This window comes from Streptococcus sp. SO2 (genome assembly GCF_030440025.1).
The window spans coordinates 105,316-127,382 of the sequence record NZ_JAQFJH010000001.1 but is presented as its reverse complement, the minus strand read 5'-3'; the positions used below and the strand labels follow the sequence as shown (position 1 = coordinate 127,382).

Here is a 22,067-nt window from a genome sequence, read left to right as displayed (position 1 = left end):
TTTCCTCATTATCATAGTTTTTATTTTATCATAATTTTCAAAAAAAACAAAAAATCCAATACGCAATTAAAAAACTGTAAGGTTCTCCTTACAGTTTTGTTTTATACATTTAAGACCTTATCCAAGAATTCTTTTAGACGAGGGTGTTGCGGGCTGTCAAAAATTTGATCTGGAGTTCCATCTTCCAGGAATTCACAATCAGCCGTAAAGATAACACGGTTGGCTACCTGACGAGCAAATCCCATCTCATGGGTTACGATAATCATGGTCATGCCTTGTTCCGCCAATTCCTTCATAACGTTTAGTACATCTCCGACCATCTCAGGGTCAAGAGCGGAAGTTGGCTCATCAAAGAGCATGATATCAGGATTCATGGCAAGTCCACGAGCGATAGCTACACGCTGTTTCTGACCACCTGAAAGGCTATCTGGGTTGGCATTAGCTTTATCTGCTAGTCCAACCTTTTCAAGCAACTCCATCCCCAATTTTTCAGCTTCTTCTTTGGTCATCCGTTTGTGTTCAATAGGTGCAAAAGTGATATTTTCTAGGACGGACATGTGAGGGAAGAGGTTGAAATGTTGGAAGACCATTCCCACGTTTTCACGAACATGGTCGACATTGGTTGATTTTTCAGTCAGATCATAACCATTTACTGTGATGTGGCCACTCGTTACCTCTTCGAGGAGGTTAAGGCTACGGAGGAATGTGGATTTACCAGAACCGGAAGGACCGATGATACAAACAACATCTCCTTCATAAAACTTAGTAGTAATCCCTTTTAAAACTTCGTTTTTTCCATAGTACTTATGCAAATCATTTACATCAATTTTTAGTTTTGCCATTAACGAATCCTCTTTTCTAAGCGTTTCGCTAGTCTAGTCAAAAGCGTGATAATTACAAGATAGAAGATAGCAAGGATTGCATACATCTTGAAACTTTGGTAGTTACGGGCGATGATGATCTTACCAGTTTGGAAAAGTTCCACCAAACCGATAGCAGAGACGATGGTTGTATCTTTAAGAGCGATAACGAATTGGTTGACAAAGTTTGGCAACATCAATTTAGTCGCTTGTGGTAAGATAATCTTACGCATGGTTTTTCCATAAGAGATACCAAGACTGCGGCTGGCCTCCATTTGCCCAACTGGAACAGCTTGAATCCCGCCTCGAACAATTTCAGCGATATAAGCTGCCGCATTAAGTGAGAGGGCGATAGTACCAGCTACAAAGTCATTGATTGGACTTTGTTGGCCTGTAATGGACTCGATGAAGTTTGGAATACCCCAGAAGATGAAGGCTGCAAGAATCATCAATGGGATACCGCGAATAACGTCAACGAAAATCTCAGAGATTAGACGAAGAGATTTGTATGGGCTAACACTAAACATACCAAAGATAATCCCGATGACAATGGCAATTGCAAATGAAATAAGCGCTAGAGCAAGAGTGATTCCAAGTCCACTAAGAAGTTGTTTGTAGTTGTTTTGAAGCAAGCCCCAGATAGTAGTTTCGTCAACCGTACTAGTAGAGTCAGTTGAAGTTTCGCTAGCTAGATACTTGTCAAGAATCTTTTGGAATTCTCTGTTAGCTTTGAGGTTCGCAAGTCCATTATTGAACATCTGGATCAATTCAGGGTTTGTTCCTTTTTTAACCGCAAAGGCAGTTTCACCGATTGGTGTTCCAGCGATTGGCGTTTTCAATTTTTGACCTTGGCTGATAGAATATTTGAGAACTGGCTCATCATCCATCACGGCATCGATAGATCCAGTATTCAGACTGTCATACATTGATGCGCCATCTGCAAAGGTTTTAATCTTATAACCGTATTTGCTTTGATTTTCAGTAAGGAACGTTTGAGAAGCAGTTCCGTTTTTAACACCGACAGTTTTATCCTTGAGGTCTTCATAAGAAGCAATCGTGCTTGATTCTTTCACACCGAGAATCGTATTTGCTGTGTAGTATGATTCTGAGAAGTCGAAGGTTTCCTTACGAGCATCTGTTACAGACATACCAGCAATGATACCATCTGCTTGTCCTGCTTGAACAGCACTAATTGCTGCGTCAAATCCTGGGTTGGTAATTTCAATTTCAAAACCTTGGTCTTTGGCAATGGCCTTGATGAGGTCCATATCAATACCGGTGTATTGATTGCTTGAATTTTGAAAGACGAATGGGGCGAAAGATGAGTCACTGGCAATAATGTACTTGCTTTTCACTGGAGTAGCTTTTTGTCCAGCAGCAGTAGTTGTCGTCGGGGTTGCCGTAGTTGTAGAAGCTGTCCATTTTTGGATGATTTGCTCCAAGCTACCATCCTTCTTCATTTGTGCTAGGGCTTCGTTAAACTCGGTAACCAAGTGTTCATACTTGCTCCCTTTCTTGACACCAAAAGCAAAGCTTCCAACAGCTTCACCATCCATATTGATGCTGAGATCTTGTCCTTGGTTAATCGCATACTCAATAACAGGTTTATCATCCATGATGGCGTTCACAGCACCAGCACTTAGACTGTTATTCATCAAATCACCTGTATCAAAAGTTTTAATAGAGAAACCGTATTTATCTTTGATACTTTCGAGGAAACGTTGAGCGGCAGTTCCGTTCTTAACTCCAACTGTTTTCCCGCTAAGTTCCTCATATTTGGTGATTTTATTTGCCTTTGTGGTAGCAATGACAACTTTTGTATCATAATAGGTATCAGACATGGTAAAGACATTTTCACGTTCTTTTGTTTTTGTCATACCTGCCATAATAGCATCTGCTTGACCTGACTGCACCGCATTTACAGCTGCATCAAAGCCAGGATAAGACATTTGGATATTCCATCCTTTGATTTCTGCGACTTTATTGATAATATCAACATCAATCCCTTTATAGGTTTGATCTGAATCTTTAAACTCAAAAGGTGCGTAAGCTGTATCAGACACAATCTTAACAGTATCAGCTTTTGCCATACCTAGTGAGAAAATGGGAAATAAAATGAGCAAACATGCTAGTATTTTTTTCTTCATTTTTAGTCTCCTTTTCCGAATATTTTCCCATTATATCAGAAAATGAATGAAAAGGCAAATTTTATGGATTTTATGTAAGGAAATCTAACATGAAATACCCGCTCTTATCAACTTAGAGAAGAGTCTGAAAAGTAAATTTATGGTAAAATAGAAGGATAGAAAAATGCAGATGAGGCAATCATGATTAATAGAATTACAGATAATAAATTTAAACTAGTATCAAAATATGAACCTTCAGGAGATCAACCCCAAGCGATTGAGCAGTTGGTTGACAATATCGAGGGTGGAGAGAAGGCTCAGATTCTGATGGGGGCGACGGGTACAGGGAAGACCTATACCATGAGTCAGGTCATTTCCAAAGTCAATAAACCAACTTTGGTCATTGCCCATAACAAAACACTAGCTGGTCAGCTCTATGGGGAGTTCAAGGAATTTTTCCCTGAAAATGCTGTTGAGTATTTCGTGTCTTACTATGATTATTACCAACCTGAGGCCTATGTCCCTTCAAGCGATACCTATATAGAGAAGGATAGCTCGGTTAATGATGAGATTGACAAGCTTCGCCATTCAGCGACTTCAGCACTTCTGGAGCGCAATGATGTCATTGTTGTGGCTTCAGTCTCTTGTATCTATGGTTTGGGTTCGCCCAAGGAATATTCTGATAGCGTCGTTAGTCTTCGTCCAGGTCTTGAAATTTCTCGTGATAAACTCTTGAATGACTTGGTTGATATTCAGTTTGAACGTAATGATATTGATTTCCAACGGGGAAGATTTCGCGTTCGCGGGGATGTGGTGGAGATTTTCCCAGCTTCCCGTGATGAACACGCTTTTCGAGTAGAGTTTTTCGGGGATGAGATTGATCGTATCCGTGAGGTTGAGGCTTTGACAGGTCAGGTATTGGGAGAAGTAGATCATTTGGCGATTTTCCCAGCTACTCACTTTGTGACCAATGATGACCACATGGAGGTTGCTATTGCCAAGATTCAGGCGGAGTTGGAGGAGCAGTTAGCTGTCTTTGAAAGGGAAGGCAAACTGCTAGAAGCTCAGCGTTTGAAACAGCGGACAGAGTATGATATTGAAATGCTTCGCGAGATGGGTTATACCAACGGTGTTGAAAACTACTCACGCCACATGGATGGTCGTAGCGAAGGAGAGCCTCCTTATACTCTTCTTGACTTCTTCCCAGATGATTTCTTGATTATGATTGATGAAAGTCACATGACCATGGGGCAAATCAAAGGTATGTACAATGGAGACCGTTCGCGTAAGGAAATGCTGGTTAATTATGGTTTCCGTTTACCGTCAGCCTTGGACAATCGTCCTCTCCGTCGTGAGGAGTTTGAAAGTCATGTTCACCAGATTGTATATGTTTCAGCGACACCAGGTGACTATGAAAATGAACAGACCGAGACAGTGATTGAGCAAATCATTCGTCCGACAGGACTTCTAGACCCAGAGGTGGAAGTCCGTCCGACTATGGGACAGATTGATGACCTCCTAGGTGAAATCAATGTCCGTGTTGAAAAGAATGAACGGACCTTTATCACCACTTTGACTAAGAAAATGGCAGAAGACTTGACCGACTACTTCAAGGAAATGGGTATCAAGGTTAAGTACATGCACTCGGACATTAAGACCTTGGAGCGGACGGAGATTATCCGTGACCTACGTTTGGGTGTTTTTGATGTTTTGGTCGGAATCAACCTGCTCCGCGAAGGGATTGACGTTCCCGAGGTAAGCTTGGTTGCTATTCTAGATGCTGACAAGGAAGGATTCCTCCGTAACGAGCGTGGACTTATCCAGACCATTGGACGTGCCGCCCGTAACAGTGAAGGTCATGTCATCATGTATGCTGATACCATGACTCAGTCTATGCAACGTGCTATTGATGAAACTGCCCGCCGTCGGAAAATCCAGATGGCCTATAATGAAGAACACGGTATTGTGCCTCAGACAATCAAGAAAGAAATCCGTGACCTGATTGCTGTGACCAAGGCAGTTGCTAAGGAAGAGGACAAGGAAGTCGATATCAATAGCCTCAACAAACAAGAGCGCAAGGAACTCGTTAAAAAACTCGAAAAACAAATGCAAGAAGCTGTCGAAGTGCTTGACTTTGAACTGGCAGCACAAATCCGTGATATGATGTTGGAAGTGAAGGCGTTGGGGTAGGTTGTTAGTAGGAGATAAAATGGAAGAGTTAAATTATTTTACAGGTAAATTTAGTAAATCTGAATTAGAAGATCATTTTGATTCCTTGGATGAAGAAAAACTGAAATCCGAACTTGAAAATTTTATAAATCAATATTTAAAATTATCTGAAGAAGAACAATTGAAATATGTTGAACCTGTTCTTTATATTTTTAGAGATTTTGAAGAGAAGATTGATAAAATTATCCAAAAAAAGATTTTAGAGTCCATAAATAAAATACTATCAAATAATTCACAAGTATATAGTTGGAGTGTACGCTTTAGTTATTTAGATTCTCTTTATTATTATTTATTTGAAACTGAAAGATATGAAGAATATTCTAAACTGTTTGAAAATGATAGTTATTTCTTTAAAATCCTTGATTTAATATTAGAAGAAAATATAGAGGATGGAGAATACTCTATTTCGGACTTACTTTCGGTTTTTCTTCAACTATTTAGACAAAAAAGTTTACCAGAAGAAAGAAGAAACTACTTTAAGAGGGAATTAGAATCATTCATCAAGTTTTTATTCGAAAATAGTATTTTTGAAGATAGTATTTTTGAAGATAGTATTTTTTGGTATTTTAGATTAGATAAGCTTGTTTTAATTTTTCAATTTGAGCATTTAAAGATAATAAATAACTATTTCATGGAGAATCCTCAAGCTGAATATGTTGATGACTACCTAGATTTTGTGTCAAGATACTTTGATGTTGTAATTACAAATTCGATTGATGTTGTTCGAAAGATAGCAGAAGAAAATGATTCGGATATCATCCGAAATCAAGCTATTAAGATAATTGAGAAATATGATAACGATTATTTAAATGAGAAAAGTAACCCAGAATCTATCTCAGCATTTGATGCTAAACAACTTTTAGAACAAGCGGACAAGATTATATACTATATTCGTTCTAAATTGACTGTTGATGCAAATGAGTTGAAAGAAATAGGTTCCTTTGGACATTATACTAAGATTGATACTCTAACAAATTTTCTCATAAAAGCTGACTTGAAAAATGAAAATAATTCTGAAACTCAACCTCCATTTTTACGACTTACTAATCTAAAACAGTTAAACGACCCGATGGAAGGAAGAGTAATATATGATTATTTGGGTATAGATAATACGTTTTTCAAACAATATCAAACTTCCAATGTTTTTATATCTTCTCTAACCACGGTATCTGATAGTTTACCAATGTGGAAGGAATATGCAGATTCATCTCAGGGAGCATTTCTTGAATATGAACTGTCTTATCTTGAAGATATAGTTGCTCATAAATCGATAGAGTTTGTTAAAGTTCATTATTTAGATTTAATGTCAGAGAATAAAGATGAAACAGATGTTGGTAAATCTCTTGATGATTTAAAACAGCTATTTGAAAAATTGCAAGACCTGGAAGCTGAAAAAGAATTGATAAGTTTTGCTGAGAAATTGAAGAAGATTTCTTACCTTTTCAAAGTTAAAGACTATGAGTATGAAATGGAGTATCGTATTTTAATTAATTTAGATGATACAGCTATACAAAATATTATTAAAAGAGATGCTAATGATTCATCAAATGATAAGTACTTTAAGAAAGAAGAAATTGGGTTAGAAATTTTTGATAAAGTTAACTATAATGATTTTAGGAAGTATATCGTATTAAACCCAAAAGATAATGGCAGATATGATTTATTTGTATACATTAATCTGGCTCCTTTGAAATACTCAAAAGTTATTCTAGGGCCAAAGGTTACGGATGCAGATTATATTGCTCCTTATCTCAAACTTGCTAATCCTGATATAGAGATAGAAAGTTCGAAAATTCCTTATCGTTAAGTTGAGAATAACTTAAAGCAGAAGGTATTTTAGAGAATTTAGTGAGATTAAAATAGATATTGCAGACTAAATTGGAAAATTTTAAATCTTAAAATTTAACTTTGAACCTATACCACCTTTACGTTTTAGAATATATTTTAAATAGAGGGAAGTTATTATGAAATTGAAAGAGAAGAATTATAAGAAGTCATCAGGGTTAGATTTAGTACGTTTTTGGTTACAAGGGCATCGATTTGCCAAATTTATGCTTGATATTGTCTTTTATATCATCTTGTTCCTAGTTATAGAATTTACAACATCACAAAATAAAAGCATTCCAGCTGATTTTCGATACAGAGAACTCTTATTTCCCTTGCAATTAAATCTTTTTATCTTGGGAAACAGGCTCTATGCTCTCTTTTTGTCAGTGAAAACGGAAAAAGAAAGGACTCTTAAAAGATTTTGTGAACCCTTTATTTATATCAATGTCCTTAGCTTTATTTTTCAACTGATTGGCGTGAGAAAAAGAGGAAGAGTTGTTCTGTCACCTTTGTTTTCACTGGAGTCATCCTATATCTGGTTTCCTATTGTTGTCTACCTTCTAGTCTTGATGTTAACTCTGGCAATCTTCTTTCTCTCTAAAGGTTCAAAAAAAGGAGTAGATGAAAATGAAGATGAGTAGGCAAATGAAGTATAAGACAAAAGAAAAGTCTTCTTGGACTAAGAGGATTTTTCTTTGGATGGAAAGGCACAGAAGGATTGCTCAACTTTTGGATACGAGTGTATTATTTGGATCTATGTTTGTATCATTTCTTGCCGCCTCTTACATTAGTTATCTATTACCGAGCATGAACTATCTTTCCCCCTTAAGCTTCAATCTTATCCTTCTGATCTTATCAACCTATTTCCTTGTCTTTCGTTTTAGTAGTGATAAACTTCAGAAATGGCGTTACTTTTCATGGGGATTTATTGGGTTCAATGGTCTTCTTTTTCCCTTTCATCTCTTGGTAGGTCTGAATTGGCTAGGACGTCGTAAGTCAACGAATTTCCCTCCTATAATTTCTATGGATCCAGCCTATGTCTGGGTTCCTATTGTAAGTTATCTATTTTTCTTTTTCTTGGGGCTGGGAATTCTGCTTTTGATTATACGGATAGAAAAGAGAAGAAGGAGGCGTAAATGGAACGAAAGACTAAGAGACAAAAGAAGATCAAACAACAGAACAGACAAATGAGAAAAATCCAGAAAAAGTATTCTTTGGTAGCTCACGTCCAATTGTGGCAGGAAAGACATTCAAAGATTGCTTCTTTTATGGATGGTGGTATAATATTATTATCTATTTTTGGTATCATGTATGTATTGTTCGGGACGTCACTTATCCCGAAACCATATCAAGAAATGTCCTATGTCTTGCCAATTATTATGAATTTTGTCTTTTTGGTTCACACACTTTATCAAGGTATTTTTAGAGATGGTTTTAGCAATAAGGCTTCAGTACAAGGATTTTTAGAAACTTTTCTATTCATAAACGGACCTATTTTTCTCCTCCACTTACTTGTTGGGGTGAAAGGGAGAAATGTTAAAAAATTCCTTCCCTATTATTTATCGATTATCGCTACATCTGGCTTCCAATTACTACCTATCTAATCTTTTTCATCATTCCAGCGATATTGATGGTGATTTTGAAATATAAGGACAAAAAGAGGAAAAATCATGACAAAAGAAAATCTAACTAAGTTAATTTCGTTTAAGACACTTTATTTGGCTTTGCTAGCTTTTGTGATCCTTCATTTGATCTTGTTGGTTTTTGGTCTATCTTTTACGCCAGTTTTGTGGAATAGTTGGTTTTTCATTCTTTGTTTGACTTTCTTAATCCATCCATGGAGAATCTTTTATAAAACAAGAGATTTTCAATGGTATCACCTTATTTTTCAATTATTTAGTGGATTAGTGGCACTTTATCTTTGGTTTGCAGCATTCTTTGTTTTATCAGTCATCTCGGATCCAGCCGTCCCTATCAATATAGACTATCGCATAGAAGATAAGGGAATCATCATTGCTAGAGGTTTTTTGGCCCGTAGTACTTATGAACATCACGAGTTGATTAATCCCTTTATCATGAAGTCAGAAGTAAAATACAACGAAGATACATTTTAATAACTTAGAAAGCGAGTAAATCTATGTCCCGTGCCCAAGCAACTATTTTAACCAACATCTGTCTGATTGAAGACCTCGAAACCCAGCGAGTAGTCATGCAGTATCGTTCACCCGAAAACAATCGCTGGTCTGGCTATGCCTTTCCAGGAGGACATGTTGAGAATGGCGAGGCCTTTGCCGAGTCTGTCATTCGTGAGATTTATGAAGAAACAGGTCTAACCATTCAGAATCCACAACTAGTCGGCATTAAAAACTGGCCCTTAGATACAGGTGGGCGCTACATCGTCGTTTGCTATAAAGCGACAGAGTTTACTGGAAATCTCCAATCTTCAGAAGAAGGAGAAGTATCTTGGGTGCAAAAAGACCAGATTCCAAATTTGGAACTGGCCTATGATATGTTGCCTTTGATGGAAATGATGGAAGCACCTGACAAGTCTGAGTTCTTCTATCGCCACCGTACAGAGGACGGCTGGGAAAAAGAAATTTTCTAGTCTTTTACTAAATAACCTAACTGATCCAAGGCCTCCTCGATATAGTGGAGGTCTTGTTGTGTCTCGGCTTCAACAAGGTGGTAATGAATGCCATCTGTCAATTCAGAAAGGGGTCTAAAGTCTGAATTCTCTACTTGTTCGAGAAAATGCTGGACATCTCGTCGGCAAGTGAGTTTGAGTAGGGTTTCAATTTCTCCATAAACGGGATGATCGATTAAGATATTTTGAACGCGTCCGCCATTATCTACAATGGCTAGTAGTTCCTGACCGATTTCTTCCAGTTCATGTTTCACTTTAAAGAGTTTGTGCACGTAGGGGCTAGCATCATTTTCTTTGTAGATATAGCCACGATTGGTGGATAGGATAGGAGCTCCATCTGCTCGGAGAATAGCGATGTCCTGTACAATGACCTGGCGCGTAACATGGAAGTGTTCAGCCAAGGTTTGACCATTGAGAGCTTTTGGCGCCTCTTTTAACAGTTTGAGAAGAGCTTGTTTGCGATCCTTTGTCATAGTTTTTCCTTTTAGCGACGTTTTCGAAGCACTTTATAGACAGCTAGTGCTAATGTATAGTCTACCATACTATGGACAATTGTTCCAAAACCAACTAGGACAAAGAGAACATAAAACATATTTTCAACATTTGTCCCTGAAGTAGCATAAAAGATGATACAAGCTATTACTTCAGCGATAGCATGAACAACACCCAAAACAAAGTTAAAAATCCAAGATGTCTTTGGTTTATCCAAGGTTTCAGGGAATTTCTTTAAGTACAAAGCCCCCAAAGTACCAAAAACAATGTGAGAGAAGGCACGAAGTACAATAACAGGCGGATAGCCAGCCATCAGGAAACCAAGACTAGAAGCAATAATCACAAAAGCAGCCATCAAAGGCGAAAGAAACATGGCGATAAAGATGGGGATATGACTTCCCAGGGTGTAAGAAGCCGGTGGGATAACGATTTTAAAAGGCATAATGATTGGAATCAAAATCGCGATTGCAGTGAGTAGGGCAGTCATAGTCATAAACTGCGTTTTTTTCCGTATATTCATAAGAACCTCCATTTATCTGTATATACACAAGTATAGTACAATAAATCACTAATCAAGTCAAGAAGCATTATTGATTTTTCAGGAAAATTTGGTTAAAATGTGGTAAAGAATAATAGGAACTGAGGAGAAATTGTGATGATACTTTTTGTTTACCTAATCGTGGTAATCGTGATGATGTCAAAACAGAAAAGTGAAGGGAAAATAGTCTCAGGTTGGACTCGTTTCCTAGTTTATAGTTTATTGGTCCTTTCGCTACTCTCTCTATTAGTAAGTGGCCTGGCTGTTTCACTTTTTAGCCTTCCTTTATTAGGTTTTCTTTTGATGGCAGCAATACTCGAAATTGCTTATTTCGTCAGATTGGTGATTGCATTTGGTTTGGTTTTTCTATCACTAACCCTATACTTGGATAGTCAGAAAAGTCAGCAACCTACCCCTCTTTCGTATCAGCTCCTGCGCTTTGGCTTTCACATTCTATTGATGTTTCTCATGTTTTAAATGCTAAACTCCACCTTCAGGATGAAAGTGGAGTTGATTTTTTATTTCTTCAGGGTTTCAAGGCGTGGGACAATTGCTACTGTTAGAACGGCAGAAATGACAAGCTCGGCAATTGAGTTTGTAGAAATAACGGTTGCCAGAAGTTTTTGAATATTGCCGTCGAAGACATTTCCAAAAAGGAAGAAAATTCCCCCAAGGACAAAGACGGTGTTGGTAAGGGAACCGAGAGCACCAGCAAAGATGAGACCCGTTCTGTTTTTTAATATTTTATAAACCAAGTAAGGTGTCAAACCAATCAAAACGCGAGGGACAATAGCGATAATCGCAGAATAGATGTTTCCGTTCGGTACGAATGGTGAGAAGAGGTAGCTTGTTGGAAGGATGGTAATTGTGTTTACCGTTAAGCTCAATAGTCCCATAAGAAAACCAAGTGTAACTCCAACTCGAGGGCCATAGATGATACTAGCAATGATTACTGGAATATGAACAATGGTCGGTTTAATTGGGAATGGGAAAAGGTTAAATAGGAGAGAACTCAAAAAGTGGATAACGAGCATAACTGCAAAAAAGATAGCAATCGGTGCAATGTTAGAGCGTTTGTTCATTGAGGGTTTCCTTTATTCTTTCTAAAATAGTATTCAGGTCAGCTAGGGCGCCTTTGCCGTGATCGCCACAGGCTAGTAGAGATTCTTTTGGAGAGATAATCTGATAACCATAGGTCACTAATATTTTTAGATTAGCCTGAGTTGCCGGATGGTCATACATCTTTGTATTCATGGCTGGTGCGACTAACTTTTTGACGTGGTTTGGCAGGGCAAGCGCTGTGCTTGTCACCATGTTGTCAGCAAATCCGTGTGCTAGTTTGGCAATAGTATTAGCAGTAGCAGGAACAACAATAAAAAGGTCAGTCTTTTTGCCTAGTTCGATATGATTGACTTGATCAGGATAGGGTTCCTGCATGACATCAAGGTGAACTGGATTCTGTGAGAGTACCTGTAGTGTCAACGGTTGGATAAACTCTCTCGCTGCCTCAGTCATTAAGACAGTGACATGATGGCCTTGTTTTTTCAAGGAACTGACTAGGTCAGCTGCTTTATAGGAGGCAATGGAACCTGTCACTGCGATGAGAATATTTGCCATGGCTTTCCTTTCTATGAATCGTATGCTTGAATTTTTTCAAGGAGGAGGTTTGCTATTTCCTCTTTGGTTTGAACGGTTTGGAGTTCCTCTTTCTCAACAAAGATTGCTTGATGCTGGTTTGCCGAGATTTGAGTCAGGTCATTTGCAATGATCAAGTCTGCTTGGTTCTTAACAAGACTCTGTCTAGCAATTTCTATGAGATAATTTTCGGTAACATCAACCAGCAGTTTGAAGCCAATCAGATGAATAGCAGGATTCCATTCCTTGACTAGAGAGATGACTTTGGGTGTTTTTTTTAGGAATAAGACCTGAACCTCATCAGTTGAAGAAATCTTAGTTTGATGATTCTGCTTGCTTAAAAATTCTTCTAGATTGGAGCTAGCCTGTACCTCCTCAAGCCCCGTCATATAGACAGGAGTGTAGTCAGACACGGCCATTGAATGAATCAAGACTTGATAATTTTGAACACATTCTTGCATCTCAACTAGAAGGTCGTTGGTATTGTTAATTTCTCGAATGCTTAGGTTGGGATGAGCTTCTGGCTTCAGAGCTCGTTTTGTCGTTATCAAACAAACTTCATGCCCCGCAGCAAGCAAGGTTTCTGTGATGATTTTCCCCAAGCGTCCTGTAGAATGGTTAGTAATAGAGCGGACACTATCAATTGCTTCACTTGTGCCGCCTGACGTAACTAAAATTTTCATAGGACTATTGTACACAAAAATGATATGCAAGTCAAAGAAAGCATTTAAAAGAAAAATATATTATTATTGACATTTATAGTAATAAATAAGATAATGAATCTAAGTAAATTAATAGGGGTATTATTATGGATTTTTTTAAATTTGCAGACAACATTGCAAAGGAAGCTGGTAAAGTACTGAATGATGTCGGTTCTGCTACTAGCGAAGCTTTAAATGAAGCGAGTAAATTTACTGGAGAAGTTATTACTGAATCTGTAAAAACTATAGGTGAAGTATCAAGCCAAGTTGGTAATGTTGTCTCAGATGTCTCAGTGAAAGCTGTTGGAGTTGCCGGAGATGTAGCACATCAGATAACAAATGTGACTTCTGAAACATTTAACGAAGCTGGGAAAATAGCGAATAATACAAAAGAACAAATTGAATCGGTAGACCTTTTTAATTCTAAACTAAGACAAGAAGCTGTTGATGGATATAATGAAGCTATTAGTTGTTATAATGAGGAAGCGGATAGCTTGGCTAATAAATCAATAGAGCTTTATCAAGTTAGGGACAAAGCTATCAAAGTTGTAAAAATTGTTGAAGAAAGAATTAACAAACTAGCAAATAAACCAAAAGAGTTTGAAACAAAATTAGAAGCAATTGATGTTGAAATTCAGAATTTTGAAGATAAGCAAATTGCTATTTCACAGTCAATTAAGGAAGCTGAATTAGCAAGTGGTAGCACAGCGGCTACGGCTTCACTTAGCGCATTAGGAGTAACAGTTGCAACTTTAGGGCCTACTGCCGCTATGGGTGTTGCAACTACATTTGGTGTTGCATCAACAGGTACTGCAATTTCAAGTTTGACAGGTGCTGCAGCAAATAGCGCCGCTCTGGCTTGGTTAGGTGGTGGAAGTGTAGCAGCTGGTGGCGGTGGAGTGGCAGCCGGTAACGCATTTTTGGCATTGGCTGGTCCTGTCGGTTGGGGAATTGCAGGCGCTATGTTGACCGCTTCTGTTGGGGCGGGTGTAGTAGCTAATAGGAAAAATGAAGAAGTTGCAAAAGAGGCTATAGAGGAACAGAAAAAGGTAGAATTGTTGGCTAGACAACTTAAAGAAAAAGTAATAGAAGTTACGGAATTAATAGAACTAACTGAAAAACAAACAGAAGGAATTTATTTAGCCAATTTATCTTTAACTGGAATGGACTATAGCTTATTTACTGATGACGAAAAATATCAAGCAGGTGCTTTAGTGAATTCAACTCTATCATTGACTGCTATGGTAAATAAGGAAATTAGAATAAATGAGTAACCAGATTTTTAATCAAGCTTTTAACCAAGGTATTGGTGCATATGTCAATTGTTTAAATAACTTGAGAATTCAAGATTTACATAATGCTATGAAAATCATAGAGGATGAAGCACGCAGAGTCATCTTAAACAAGGACAATGCCTCAAAGATTTTAAACTATACGAGAGACAATATTGAAGACGTTATTTTAAAGAAGCGTGGAGGAGATTATGGTGGTCATGGCTTTATCGCTGAATTTGCAGAAGCAGGGATTGTAAATGCGAGGAGAGCCATTGAAGGGTTAAATCCTATTGTCGAAGTATTGAATGATAATGGACCAGCCGATTTATTAATTGGTAGAAATACCATTCAAATGAAGTTTTATGGTAATTTACGTGATGAACTAGCTCAATCGTTTCATTACAGTTCAAAAATGAAAATGATGTTTCCAAAAGATCACGTTCAAGTATTTGAAAAAATAATGGCTGGAGCAAAAGAAGTTGAATTGAATGGCAAGAGATTATCCATTAAACAAATTACGGATATACGCCAAATGATTAATGATATCACTGAAAGCAAGGGACTTACTTCATACAAATATTGGATGAAATCCTCTGCTCTAGATTACAAAGACGCTCAAAAAAATTCAATTCATTCTCTTATAGATTCTGAAGAGAAGAATATTCGTAAAACAGTCAGACTAAAACAACAAGAATTAAATAAAAAAAGATTAGTGACCCAAAAACATGCATTACCAAATTTAAAAGAAGCTAACAAGGTTGCAAGAAACGCAGCTTTTTTACAAGGTGGTTTAGCATTAATGTCGACTGTGTATGGAAAATACATAGAAGGAAAAAGTATCTTTGAATTCGAACAATCCGATTGGTTAGATTGTGGATTGAATTCATTAAAAGGAGTTGCAAGTGGAGCAATATCAGGATATTCAATTTACGGATTAACAAATATTTTGGGTATTAGTGCTCCAAATGCCAGTGCTTTAGTAATGGCTACTTATGGGATGATAGATGTTGTTTTGAGATTCAGATCTTCCGAAATAACTCAAGATGAACTTATGAATCTGTTGACATTAAATGTAATAGATGCTTCCTTTGCTACAATTGGTGCTTGTATTGGTCAGATCATGATTCCAATACCTGTTCTTGGTTCTGTAGTTGGTTCAATATCTACTTCAATAATTTGGGAGATAGGTAAGGGAATATTAAATGAAAGAGAACAAAGGATAATTCAAGATTACAGAGAAAATCTGAATAGTTACATAAAAACTTTAGATGAAAATTATCTTGTCATTTACAACGAAATTATAGAAAAGTATAAAAAATTGGGCGAAATACAAGCATATTCGTTTGATTTGTCAATAAATACTAAACTTAGGTTTGAGTACTCTATTGAGATGGCAGAAAGTTTAGAAATTGAAGATAATAAAATTCTCCATGATTTGTCTGAAATTGATAGTTATTTTCTTTCCTAGATTCCTAGATTATTTTCAAATTCTTTATAGTCTAAAACTATAAAGCCATATAAAATTTTTCAAAGGGCCCTAAAAATCTTGAAATTCAGGATATTTACGAACGTTTAGAGAGTTTTAGAATGTGAAAAATCTTGTTTTGTGTTATAATGAATTATCACATTAGAGGTTAGAGGAGTTTTGAATGAAAACAGATATTGAAATCGCGCAGAGTATTGAGTTAAAACCAATCGTTGATGTTGTTGAGAAACTGGGTATTTCTTACGATGATTTGGAATTGTATGGAAAGTACAAGGCTAAACTCAGCTTTGATAAAATTCGTGCAGTTGAGAGCAATCCAGTTGGGAAATTGATCTTGGTTACTGCCATCAACCCAACACCTGCTGGTGAGGGGAAATCAACCATTACCATTGGTCTTGCGGATGCCTTGAACAAGATTGGTAAGAAAACCATGATTGCTATTCGCGAACCGTCTCTTGGCCCAGTAATGGGGATCAAGGGTGGTGCAGCCGGTGGTGGTTATGCCCAAGTGTTGCCAATGGAAGACATCAACCTTCACTTTACCGGGGATATGCATGCCATTACAACTGCTAACAACGCTCTTTCTGCCTTGATTGACAACCACTTACACCAAGGAAATGAGCTGGGAATCGACCAACGTCGTATTCTTTGGAAACGTGTTGTGGACTTGAATGACCGCGCTCTTCGTCATGTGACCGTTGGACTTGGCGGTCCTCTAAATGGTATTCCTCGTGAGGATGGTTTTGACATTACCGTAGCTTCCGAAATCATGGCTATTCTTTGCTTGGCGACGGATATTGAAGATTTGAAACGTCGTTTGGCGAATATCGTTATCGGATATCGCTATGACCGTACACCAGTTTCTGTTGGTGATTTGCAGGTTGAGGGTGCTTTAGCATTGATTTTGAAAGATGCTATCAAACCGAACTTGGTTCAGACAATTTACGGTACACCTGCTTTTGTTCACGGTGGTCCATTTGCCAATATCGCTCATGGATGTAACTCTGTCTTGGCAACAACAACAGCCCTTCACTTGGCTGATTTTACAGTCACTGAAGCTGGTTTTGGTGCGGACCTTGGTGCTGAGAAATTCCTTGATATCAAGACGCCAAACTTGCCAACATCTCCAGATGCAGTTGTCATCGTCGCAACCCTTCGTGCCCTTAAGATGAATGGTGGCGTGGCTAAAGACGCTCTCACAGAGGAAAATGTGGAGGCAGTTCGTGCAGGTTTTGCTAACTTGAAACGCCACGTTGAAAATATCCGTAAATTTGGAGTACCAGCAGTTGTTGCGATTAACGAATTTGTTTCTGATACTGAAGCTGAAATCGCAGCCTTGAAAGAACTCTGTGCTTCTATTGATGTGCCAGTTGAACTAGCAAGTGTCTGGGCTGATGGCGCAGAAGGAGGAGTGGCGCTTGCTGAAACGGTTGTTCAGACTATTGCTGAAAATCCATCCAACTATACTCGCCTATATGACAACGACCTTTCTGTCCAAGAAAAGATTGAAAAGATTGTCACTGAAATCTACCGTGGTAGCAAAGTGAACTTTGAGAAGAAAGCTCAAACACAAATCACTCAAATCGTTCAAAACGGATGGGACAAATTGCCAATCTGTATGGCTAAAACTCAGTACAGTTTCTCAGACAATCCAAATGCACTTGGAGCACCAGAAAACTTTGAAATTACCATTCGTGAATTGGTACCAAAATTAGGGGCAGGCTTTATTGTTGCCCTAACTGGTGATGTCATGACCATGCCAGGCCTTCCAAAACGACCAGCCGCTCTTAATATGGATGTTGAATGCGACGGAACTGTTCTAGGATTGTTCTAATAGTTTAATTGAATTAAAATGAGTTTGGAAATAATATCCAAGCTCATTTTCTTGTCTAGATATGGGAGTTGTCTTCAGCTGATGAGAGAGTTGTCTTCTACAAGCAATCAGTCTAGGTAAAGATATTTTCCTCGATTTCTGATATAATAGAAACATTGACTTCAAGAGTAAGGAAGAGAAAATGAACGCATTATTGAATGGAATGAATGACCGTCAAGCTGAGGCGGTGCAAACGACAGAAGGACCCTTGTTAATCATGGCGGGGGCTGGTTCTGGGAAGACTCGTGTTTTAACTCACAGAATCGCCTACTTGATTGATGAAAAGATGGTCAATCCTTGGAATATCTTGGCCATTACCTTTACCAATAAGGCGGCGCGTGAGATGAAGGAGCGTGCCTATGGCCTCAATCCAGCTACTCAGGACTGTCTGATTGCGACCTTTCACTCCATGTGTGTTCGTATTCTACGTCGTGATGCGGATCATATTGGCTATAATCGAAATTTCACTATTGTAGATCCAGGTGAGCAACGAACTCTCATGAAACGCATTCTCAAGCAGTTGAACTTGGATCCTAAAAAATGGAATGAACGGAGCATTTTAGGGACTATTTCCAATGCTAAGAATGACTTGATTGATGATGTGGCTTATGCTACCCAGGCTGGTGATATGTATACGCAAATCGTTGCTCAGTGTTATACGGCCTATCAAAAGGAGCTTCGTCAGTCTGAGTCCGTTGACTTTGATGATTTGATTATGCTGACCCTGCGTCTCTTTGATCAAAATCCTGACGTCTTGACCTACTATCAGCAGAAGTTCCAGTACATTCACGTTGATGAGTACCAAGATACCAACCATGCCCAGTACCAACTGGTCAAACTCTTGGCTTCACGCTTTAAAAATATCTGCGTAGTCGGTGATGCTGACCAGTCTATTTACGGTTGGCGTGGGGCTGATATGCAGAATATTTTGGATTTTGAGAAAGATTACCCTAACGCCAAGGTCGTTTTGTTAGAGGAGAATTATCGTTCAACCAAAACTATTCTTCAAGCTGCAAACGACGTCATCAAAAACAATAAAAATCGCCGTCCCAAGAATCTCTGGACCCAGAATGCGGATGGAGAGCAGATTATTTACTATCGCGCAAATGACGAACAAGATGAGGCTGTTTTTGTAGCCAAAACCATCGATGAACTTGGTCGCAGTCAAAACTTCCTTCATAAGGATTTTGCAGTTCTTTATCGGACTAATGCACAATCCCGTACCATTGAGGAAGCCTTGCTCAAGTCCAATATTCCTTATACTATGGTTGGAGGAACCAAGTTCTACAGCCGTAAGGAAATCCGTGATATTATCGCTTATCTTAACCTCATTGCCAATTTGAGTGATAATATCAGTTTTGAGCGCATTATCAACGAGCCTAAACGCGGAATTGGCCCAGGAACCGTTGAGAAAATTCGCGGCTTTGCTAATATGCAAGACATGTCTATGCTGGATGCTTCAGCCAATATCATGTTATCAGGAATCAAGGGGAAGGCAGCACAGTCAATTTGGGACTTTGCCAATATGATTTTGGATTTGCGAGAAAAACTGGATCAATTAACTATCACCGAGCTGGTTGAGGCTGTTCTAGAAAAAACAGGTTATATCGATATTCTCAATGCCCAAGCGACCTTAGAAAGCAAGGCTCGGGTTGAAAATATCGAGGAATTTCTATCTGTTACCAAGAATTTTGACGACAATCCTGATAGTCAAGAAGAGGAAACAGGTTTGGACAAACTCAGTCGTTTCTTGAATGACCTTGCCCTGATTGCGGATACGGACTCTGGTAGTCAGGAAACATCGGAAGTGACCTTGATGACCTTGCACGCAGCTAAGGGACTTGAGTTCCCAGTTGTCTTTATCATTGGGATGGAGGAAAATGTCTTTCCACTTAGCCGTGCAGCTGAGGATCCTGATGAACTGGAAGAAGAACGCCGTTTGGCCTATGTCGGTATTACACGCGCAGAAAAGATCCTTTATCTGACCAATGCTAACTCTCGCTTGCTTTTTGGGCGTACCAACTACAATCGTCCAACTCGTTTTATCAATGAAATTAGTTCGGACTTGATTGAATATCAAGGCTTGGCTCGTCCGGCGAATACTAGCTTTAAGGCATCTTATAGCAGTGGTGGAGTGGCCTTTGGTCAAGGTATGAGCCTAGCTCAGGCCCTTCAAGAACGGAAACGGAATGCTGCACCAAGCTCTATCCAGTCAAGTGGTCTTCCGTTTGGACAGTTAGCAGCCGGAAATAAAAAAGATTCAAGCGATACCAACTGGTCTATTGGGGATATTGCTCTCCACAAGAAGTGGGGAGAGGGAACTGTTCTGGAAGTCTCTGGTAGCGGTGATACTCAGGAGTTGAAAATCAATTTCCCAGAAGTGGGGCTGAAAAAACTCTTAGCCAGTGTAGCTCCAATTGAGAAAAAAATCTAATTTTCCATCCTTCTCACGAATAATAAAGTGAGGAGGATTTTTATGTACAGCATTTCATTCCAAGAAGATTCACTTTTGCCTAGAGAAAGACTGGTTAAAGAAGGAGTAGAGGCACTGAGCAATCAAGAATTGCTAGCAATTCTACTCAGAACCGGAACGCGTACGGCCAATGTTTTTGAAATTTCCCAGAAAGTCTTAAACAGTTTGACTAGTCTAACTGATTTGAAAAAAATGACCCTGCAGGAATTGCAGAGTCTGTCTGGTATTGGACGGATTAAGGCCATTGAACTACAAGCAGTGATTGAACTGGGACATCGCATTCACAAACATGAAACCCTTGAGATGGAAAGTATTCTCAGTAGTCAAAAGCTAGCCAAGAAAATGCAACAGGAACTTGGCGACAAAAAACAAGAGCACCTAGTGGCGCTCTATCTCAATACTCAAAATCAAATCATTCATCAGCAAACTATTTTTATCGGATCTGCGACACGCAGCATTGCTGAACCGAGGGAAATTCTTCACTATGCCCTCAAGCATATGGCTACCTCAGTGATTCTCGTTCACAATCATCCATCTGGTGCAGTATCTCCTAGTCGAAATGATGATCATGTCACTAAACTAGTCAAGGAAGCCTGCGAACTGATGGGAATTGTGTTTCTGGATCATCTAATTGTCTCTCACTCGGATTACTTTAGTTACCGTGAAAAGACGGATCTGATTTAAGATTACACATGATCTTACTCAATCACTTTTAAAACATAGGAATCTACTTCTGCCATATTGATAACAGGAAGAGGTTTTATCGTGGGTACAAGTAAATTTTCTTGAACGATAAAGTTGATAATCGCATTGAAATCTTCGATTTTATAATATCTTTTTTTATGAATGAGAATATCTCTGTAAAAGTAAAGACTTGAATGAAATTTACTTTTTAGTTTAGCATCTCCCTTTTTACAAAATCGTTTTGCCTTTTTAGACATTTCTTTCAGCTGTTTTTCTTTTTCTTTTTGAGATAGTTTATCGAAATTCTCTTTATTCTTAGAAAAAGATTGGTAACTTTCCGCTGTTAAAAGTCTATAGAGATTAGAAAGATGAAAGCAAACCCTTATTTCTTTTTCATTGTTTGATAAGAAAAGATTAGCTTCCTTTTCCTTATAAGATATGAAAACATTAGCTTCTATATCTCTCAAAATCTCATGAGTAGAAGGTATTTTAATTTCATTCATGATTAATAACCTATTTATAAGTCCTAGAGTTCGTTAACAACATAGTCAAATAGCGTTTTATCTTTGGGACGATTTTCAAAGAGAAATTCTGGATGCCATTGGACACCAAGATAAGGAAAGCCGTCCGTAGTTGTCACAGCCTCAATGATTCCATCTTTAGGATCATGTGCTACAACCTTAAGATTTGAGGCTAGATCTTTAATGCTCTGGTGGTGGAAGGAGTTGATGTGAGAGATTTCTCCATAGATTTCTCGGAGAATCGTATTAGGTTCCGTTACGAGGCGTTGGGTAGTATATTCGGCTGAACAGTCCTGCCAATGATCCTCGATATCTTGGTGAAGCGTGCCTCCCATGGCGACATTGAAAAGTTGAGTACCCCTACAAACAGAGAAAATTGGTTTCTTTTGCTTAATCGCTTCTTTGATAAGTGCTAGTTCAAAAATATCTCTTTGAAGATGGTAGTCATCACTATCAATAGCCTTTGGTTCACCATAGTATTTTGGATCAACATTTTGCCCACCCGTTAGGATGAGCTTATCAATGATACTGATGTAATAGGCAGCCATTTCTTGATCACCAATTGGTAGGATGATTGGAATTCCGCCAGCGTCCTTGACTCCTTCAACAAAGCCTTTTGCTGCATAGCTCATCATGATGTCATCATCTGGATGAGCTTTTTCATTTCCTGTAATCCCAATAACTGGTTTTTTCATAAATGCTTT

General features: G+C 38.4%; 21 protein-coding genes. 12 read left to right on the top strand and 9 right to left on the bottom strand.

What is annotated here, in order from left to right; all coding sequences use genetic code 11:
• Positions 1-101: 101 nt before the first annotated feature.
• A complete protein-coding gene (locus tag PCY17_RS00615) occupies positions 102-842 on the bottom strand; it encodes an amino acid ABC transporter ATP-binding protein (protein ID WP_301390627.1) in 741 nt (246 codons plus the stop codon).
• Complete coding sequence (locus PCY17_RS00610; protein ID WP_301390626.1) at positions 842-3,007, bottom strand: ABC transporter substrate-binding protein/permease; 2,166 nt, start codon at positions 3,005-3,007, stop codon at positions 842-844. The genes PCY17_RS00615 and PCY17_RS00610 overlap by 1 nt, the downstream gene beginning before the upstream one ends.
• Before the next feature lie 180 nt (positions 3,008-3,187).
• On the opposite strand from PCY17_RS00610, the gene uvrB reads away from it, so the two are divergent.
• From uvrB to PCY17_RS00580, 6 genes are all read left to right on the top strand, one after another.
• The gene (uvrB, locus tag PCY17_RS00605; RefSeq protein ID WP_049520358.1) at positions 3,188-5,176 is read left to right on the top strand and encodes an excinuclease ABC subunit UvrB; all 1,989 of its coding nucleotides are present in this window, start codon (positions 3,188-3,190) and stop codon (positions 5,174-5,176) included.
• Between the two features lie 19 nt (positions 5,177-5,195).
• Positions 5,196-7,022, top strand: coding sequence for a DUF2971 domain-containing protein (locus PCY17_RS00600; protein WP_301390625.1), 1,827 nt, complete (start codon positions 5,196-5,198; stop codon positions 7,020-7,022).
• A gap of 157 nt (positions 7,023-7,179) precedes the next feature.
• A complete protein-coding gene (locus PCY17_RS00595; RefSeq protein WP_301390624.1) occupies positions 7,180-7,683 on the top strand; it encodes a hypothetical protein in 504 nt (167 codons plus the stop codon).
• Positions 7,684-8,178: 495 nt separating this feature from the next.
• Positions 8,179-8,646 (top strand): hypothetical protein, encoded by a 468-nt coding sequence (locus PCY17_RS00590; protein ID WP_301390623.1) that lies wholly within the window; start codon positions 8,179-8,181, stop codon positions 8,644-8,646.
• A gap of 66 nt (positions 8,647-8,712) precedes the next feature.
• Positions 8,713-9,156 (top strand): hypothetical protein, encoded by a 444-nt coding sequence (locus tag PCY17_RS00585; protein WP_301390622.1) that lies wholly within the window; start codon positions 8,713-8,715, stop codon positions 9,154-9,156.
• Positions 9,157-9,179: 23 nt separating this feature from the next.
• Positions 9,180-9,647 carry an 8-oxo-dGTP diphosphatase gene (locus tag PCY17_RS00580; protein WP_198464627.1) on the top strand — a complete coding sequence of 156 codons (468 nt, stop codon included), beginning with the start codon at positions 9,180-9,182 and terminating at the stop codon, positions 9,645-9,647.
• On the opposite strand, the gene PCY17_RS00575 is transcribed toward PCY17_RS00580, so the two are convergent.
• Positions 9,644-10,159, bottom strand: coding sequence for a transcription repressor NadR (locus PCY17_RS00575; RefSeq protein ID WP_000159158.1), 516 nt, complete (start codon positions 10,157-10,159; stop codon positions 9,644-9,646). The two genes, PCY17_RS00580 and PCY17_RS00575, sit on opposite strands and share 4 nt — an antisense overlap.
• A gap of 11 nt (positions 10,160-10,170) precedes the next feature.
• Positions 10,171-10,698 (bottom strand): ECF transporter S component, encoded by a 528-nt coding sequence (locus PCY17_RS00570; RefSeq protein WP_001026213.1) that lies wholly within the window; start codon positions 10,696-10,698, stop codon positions 10,171-10,173.
• Positions 10,699-10,833: 135 nt separating this feature from the next.
• Between PCY17_RS00570 and PCY17_RS00565 the strand changes: the two genes are divergently transcribed.
• A complete protein-coding gene (locus PCY17_RS00565; RefSeq protein WP_247924150.1) occupies positions 10,834-11,193 on the top strand; it encodes a hypothetical protein in 360 nt (119 codons plus the stop codon).
• 41 nt (positions 11,194-11,234) lie between these two features.
• Here the strand turns inward: PCY17_RS00565 and PCY17_RS00560 are convergent, their stop codons facing one another.
• Genes PCY17_RS00560 through coaB form a run of 3 tightly spaced genes read right to left on the bottom strand, consistent with a single transcriptional unit; the run spans position 11,235 to position 13,034 of the window.
• On the bottom strand, positions 11,235-11,798 hold the full coding sequence (locus PCY17_RS00560) for an ECF transporter S component (protein ID WP_071851049.1): 564 nt from the start codon (positions 11,796-11,798) through the stop codon (positions 11,235-11,237).
• On the bottom strand, positions 11,782-12,333 hold the full coding sequence (gene coaC, locus PCY17_RS00555) for a phosphopantothenoylcysteine decarboxylase (protein ID WP_247924149.1): 552 nt from the start codon (positions 12,331-12,333) through the stop codon (positions 11,782-11,784). Before coaC ends, PCY17_RS00560 begins: the two co-directional genes overlap by 17 nt.
• A gap of 11 nt (positions 12,334-12,344) precedes the next feature.
• Complete coding sequence (gene coaB / locus PCY17_RS00550; protein ID WP_247924148.1) at positions 12,345-13,034, bottom strand: phosphopantothenate--cysteine ligase; 690 nt, start codon at positions 13,032-13,034, stop codon at positions 12,345-12,347.
• A gap of 125 nt (positions 13,035-13,159) precedes the next feature.
• On the opposite strand from coaB, the gene PCY17_RS00545 reads away from it, so the two are divergent.
• The 5 genes from PCY17_RS00545 (at position 13,160) to radC (ending at position 20,842) form a co-directional block, all read left to right on the top strand.
• On the top strand, positions 13,160-14,326 hold the full coding sequence (locus tag PCY17_RS00545) for a hypothetical protein (protein WP_000345295.1): 1,167 nt from the start codon (positions 13,160-13,162) through the stop codon (positions 14,324-14,326).
• Entirely contained in the window at positions 14,319-15,794 is a 1,476-nt protein-coding gene (locus tag PCY17_RS00540) for a hypothetical protein (RefSeq protein ID WP_084944553.1), read from the top strand. Before PCY17_RS00545 ends, PCY17_RS00540 begins: the two co-directional genes overlap by 8 nt.
• A gap of 181 nt (positions 15,795-15,975) precedes the next feature.
• The gene (locus tag PCY17_RS00535) at positions 15,976-17,646 is read left to right on the top strand and encodes a formate--tetrahydrofolate ligase (protein ID WP_084944552.1); all 1,671 of its coding nucleotides are present in this window, start codon (positions 15,976-15,978) and stop codon (positions 17,644-17,646) included.
• A 181-nt stretch (positions 17,647-17,827) separates the two neighbouring features.
• Positions 17,828-20,119, top strand: a complete 2,292-nt coding sequence (pcrA, locus tag PCY17_RS00530) for a DNA helicase PcrA (protein ID WP_084944551.1) — start codon at positions 17,828-17,830, stop codon at positions 20,117-20,119.
• A 42-nt stretch (positions 20,120-20,161) separates the two neighbouring features.
• Positions 20,162-20,842: a DNA repair protein RadC gene (gene radC, locus PCY17_RS00525; protein WP_000286947.1), complete on the top strand. Its 681-nt coding sequence runs from the start codon at positions 20,162-20,164 to the stop codon at positions 20,840-20,842.
• A gap of 14 nt (positions 20,843-20,856) precedes the next feature.
• On the opposite strand, the gene PCY17_RS00520 is transcribed toward radC, so the two are convergent.
• Positions 20,857-21,345, bottom strand: a complete 489-nt coding sequence (locus PCY17_RS00520) for a hypothetical protein (RefSeq protein ID WP_084857509.1) — start codon at positions 21,343-21,345, stop codon at positions 20,857-20,859.
• 23 nt (positions 21,346-21,368) lie between these two features.
• Positions 21,369-22,058, bottom strand: coding sequence for a gamma-glutamyl-gamma-aminobutyrate hydrolase family protein (locus PCY17_RS00515; protein ID WP_049505854.1), 690 nt, complete (start codon positions 22,056-22,058; stop codon positions 21,369-21,371).
• Positions 22,059-22,067 lie beyond the last annotated feature (9 nt).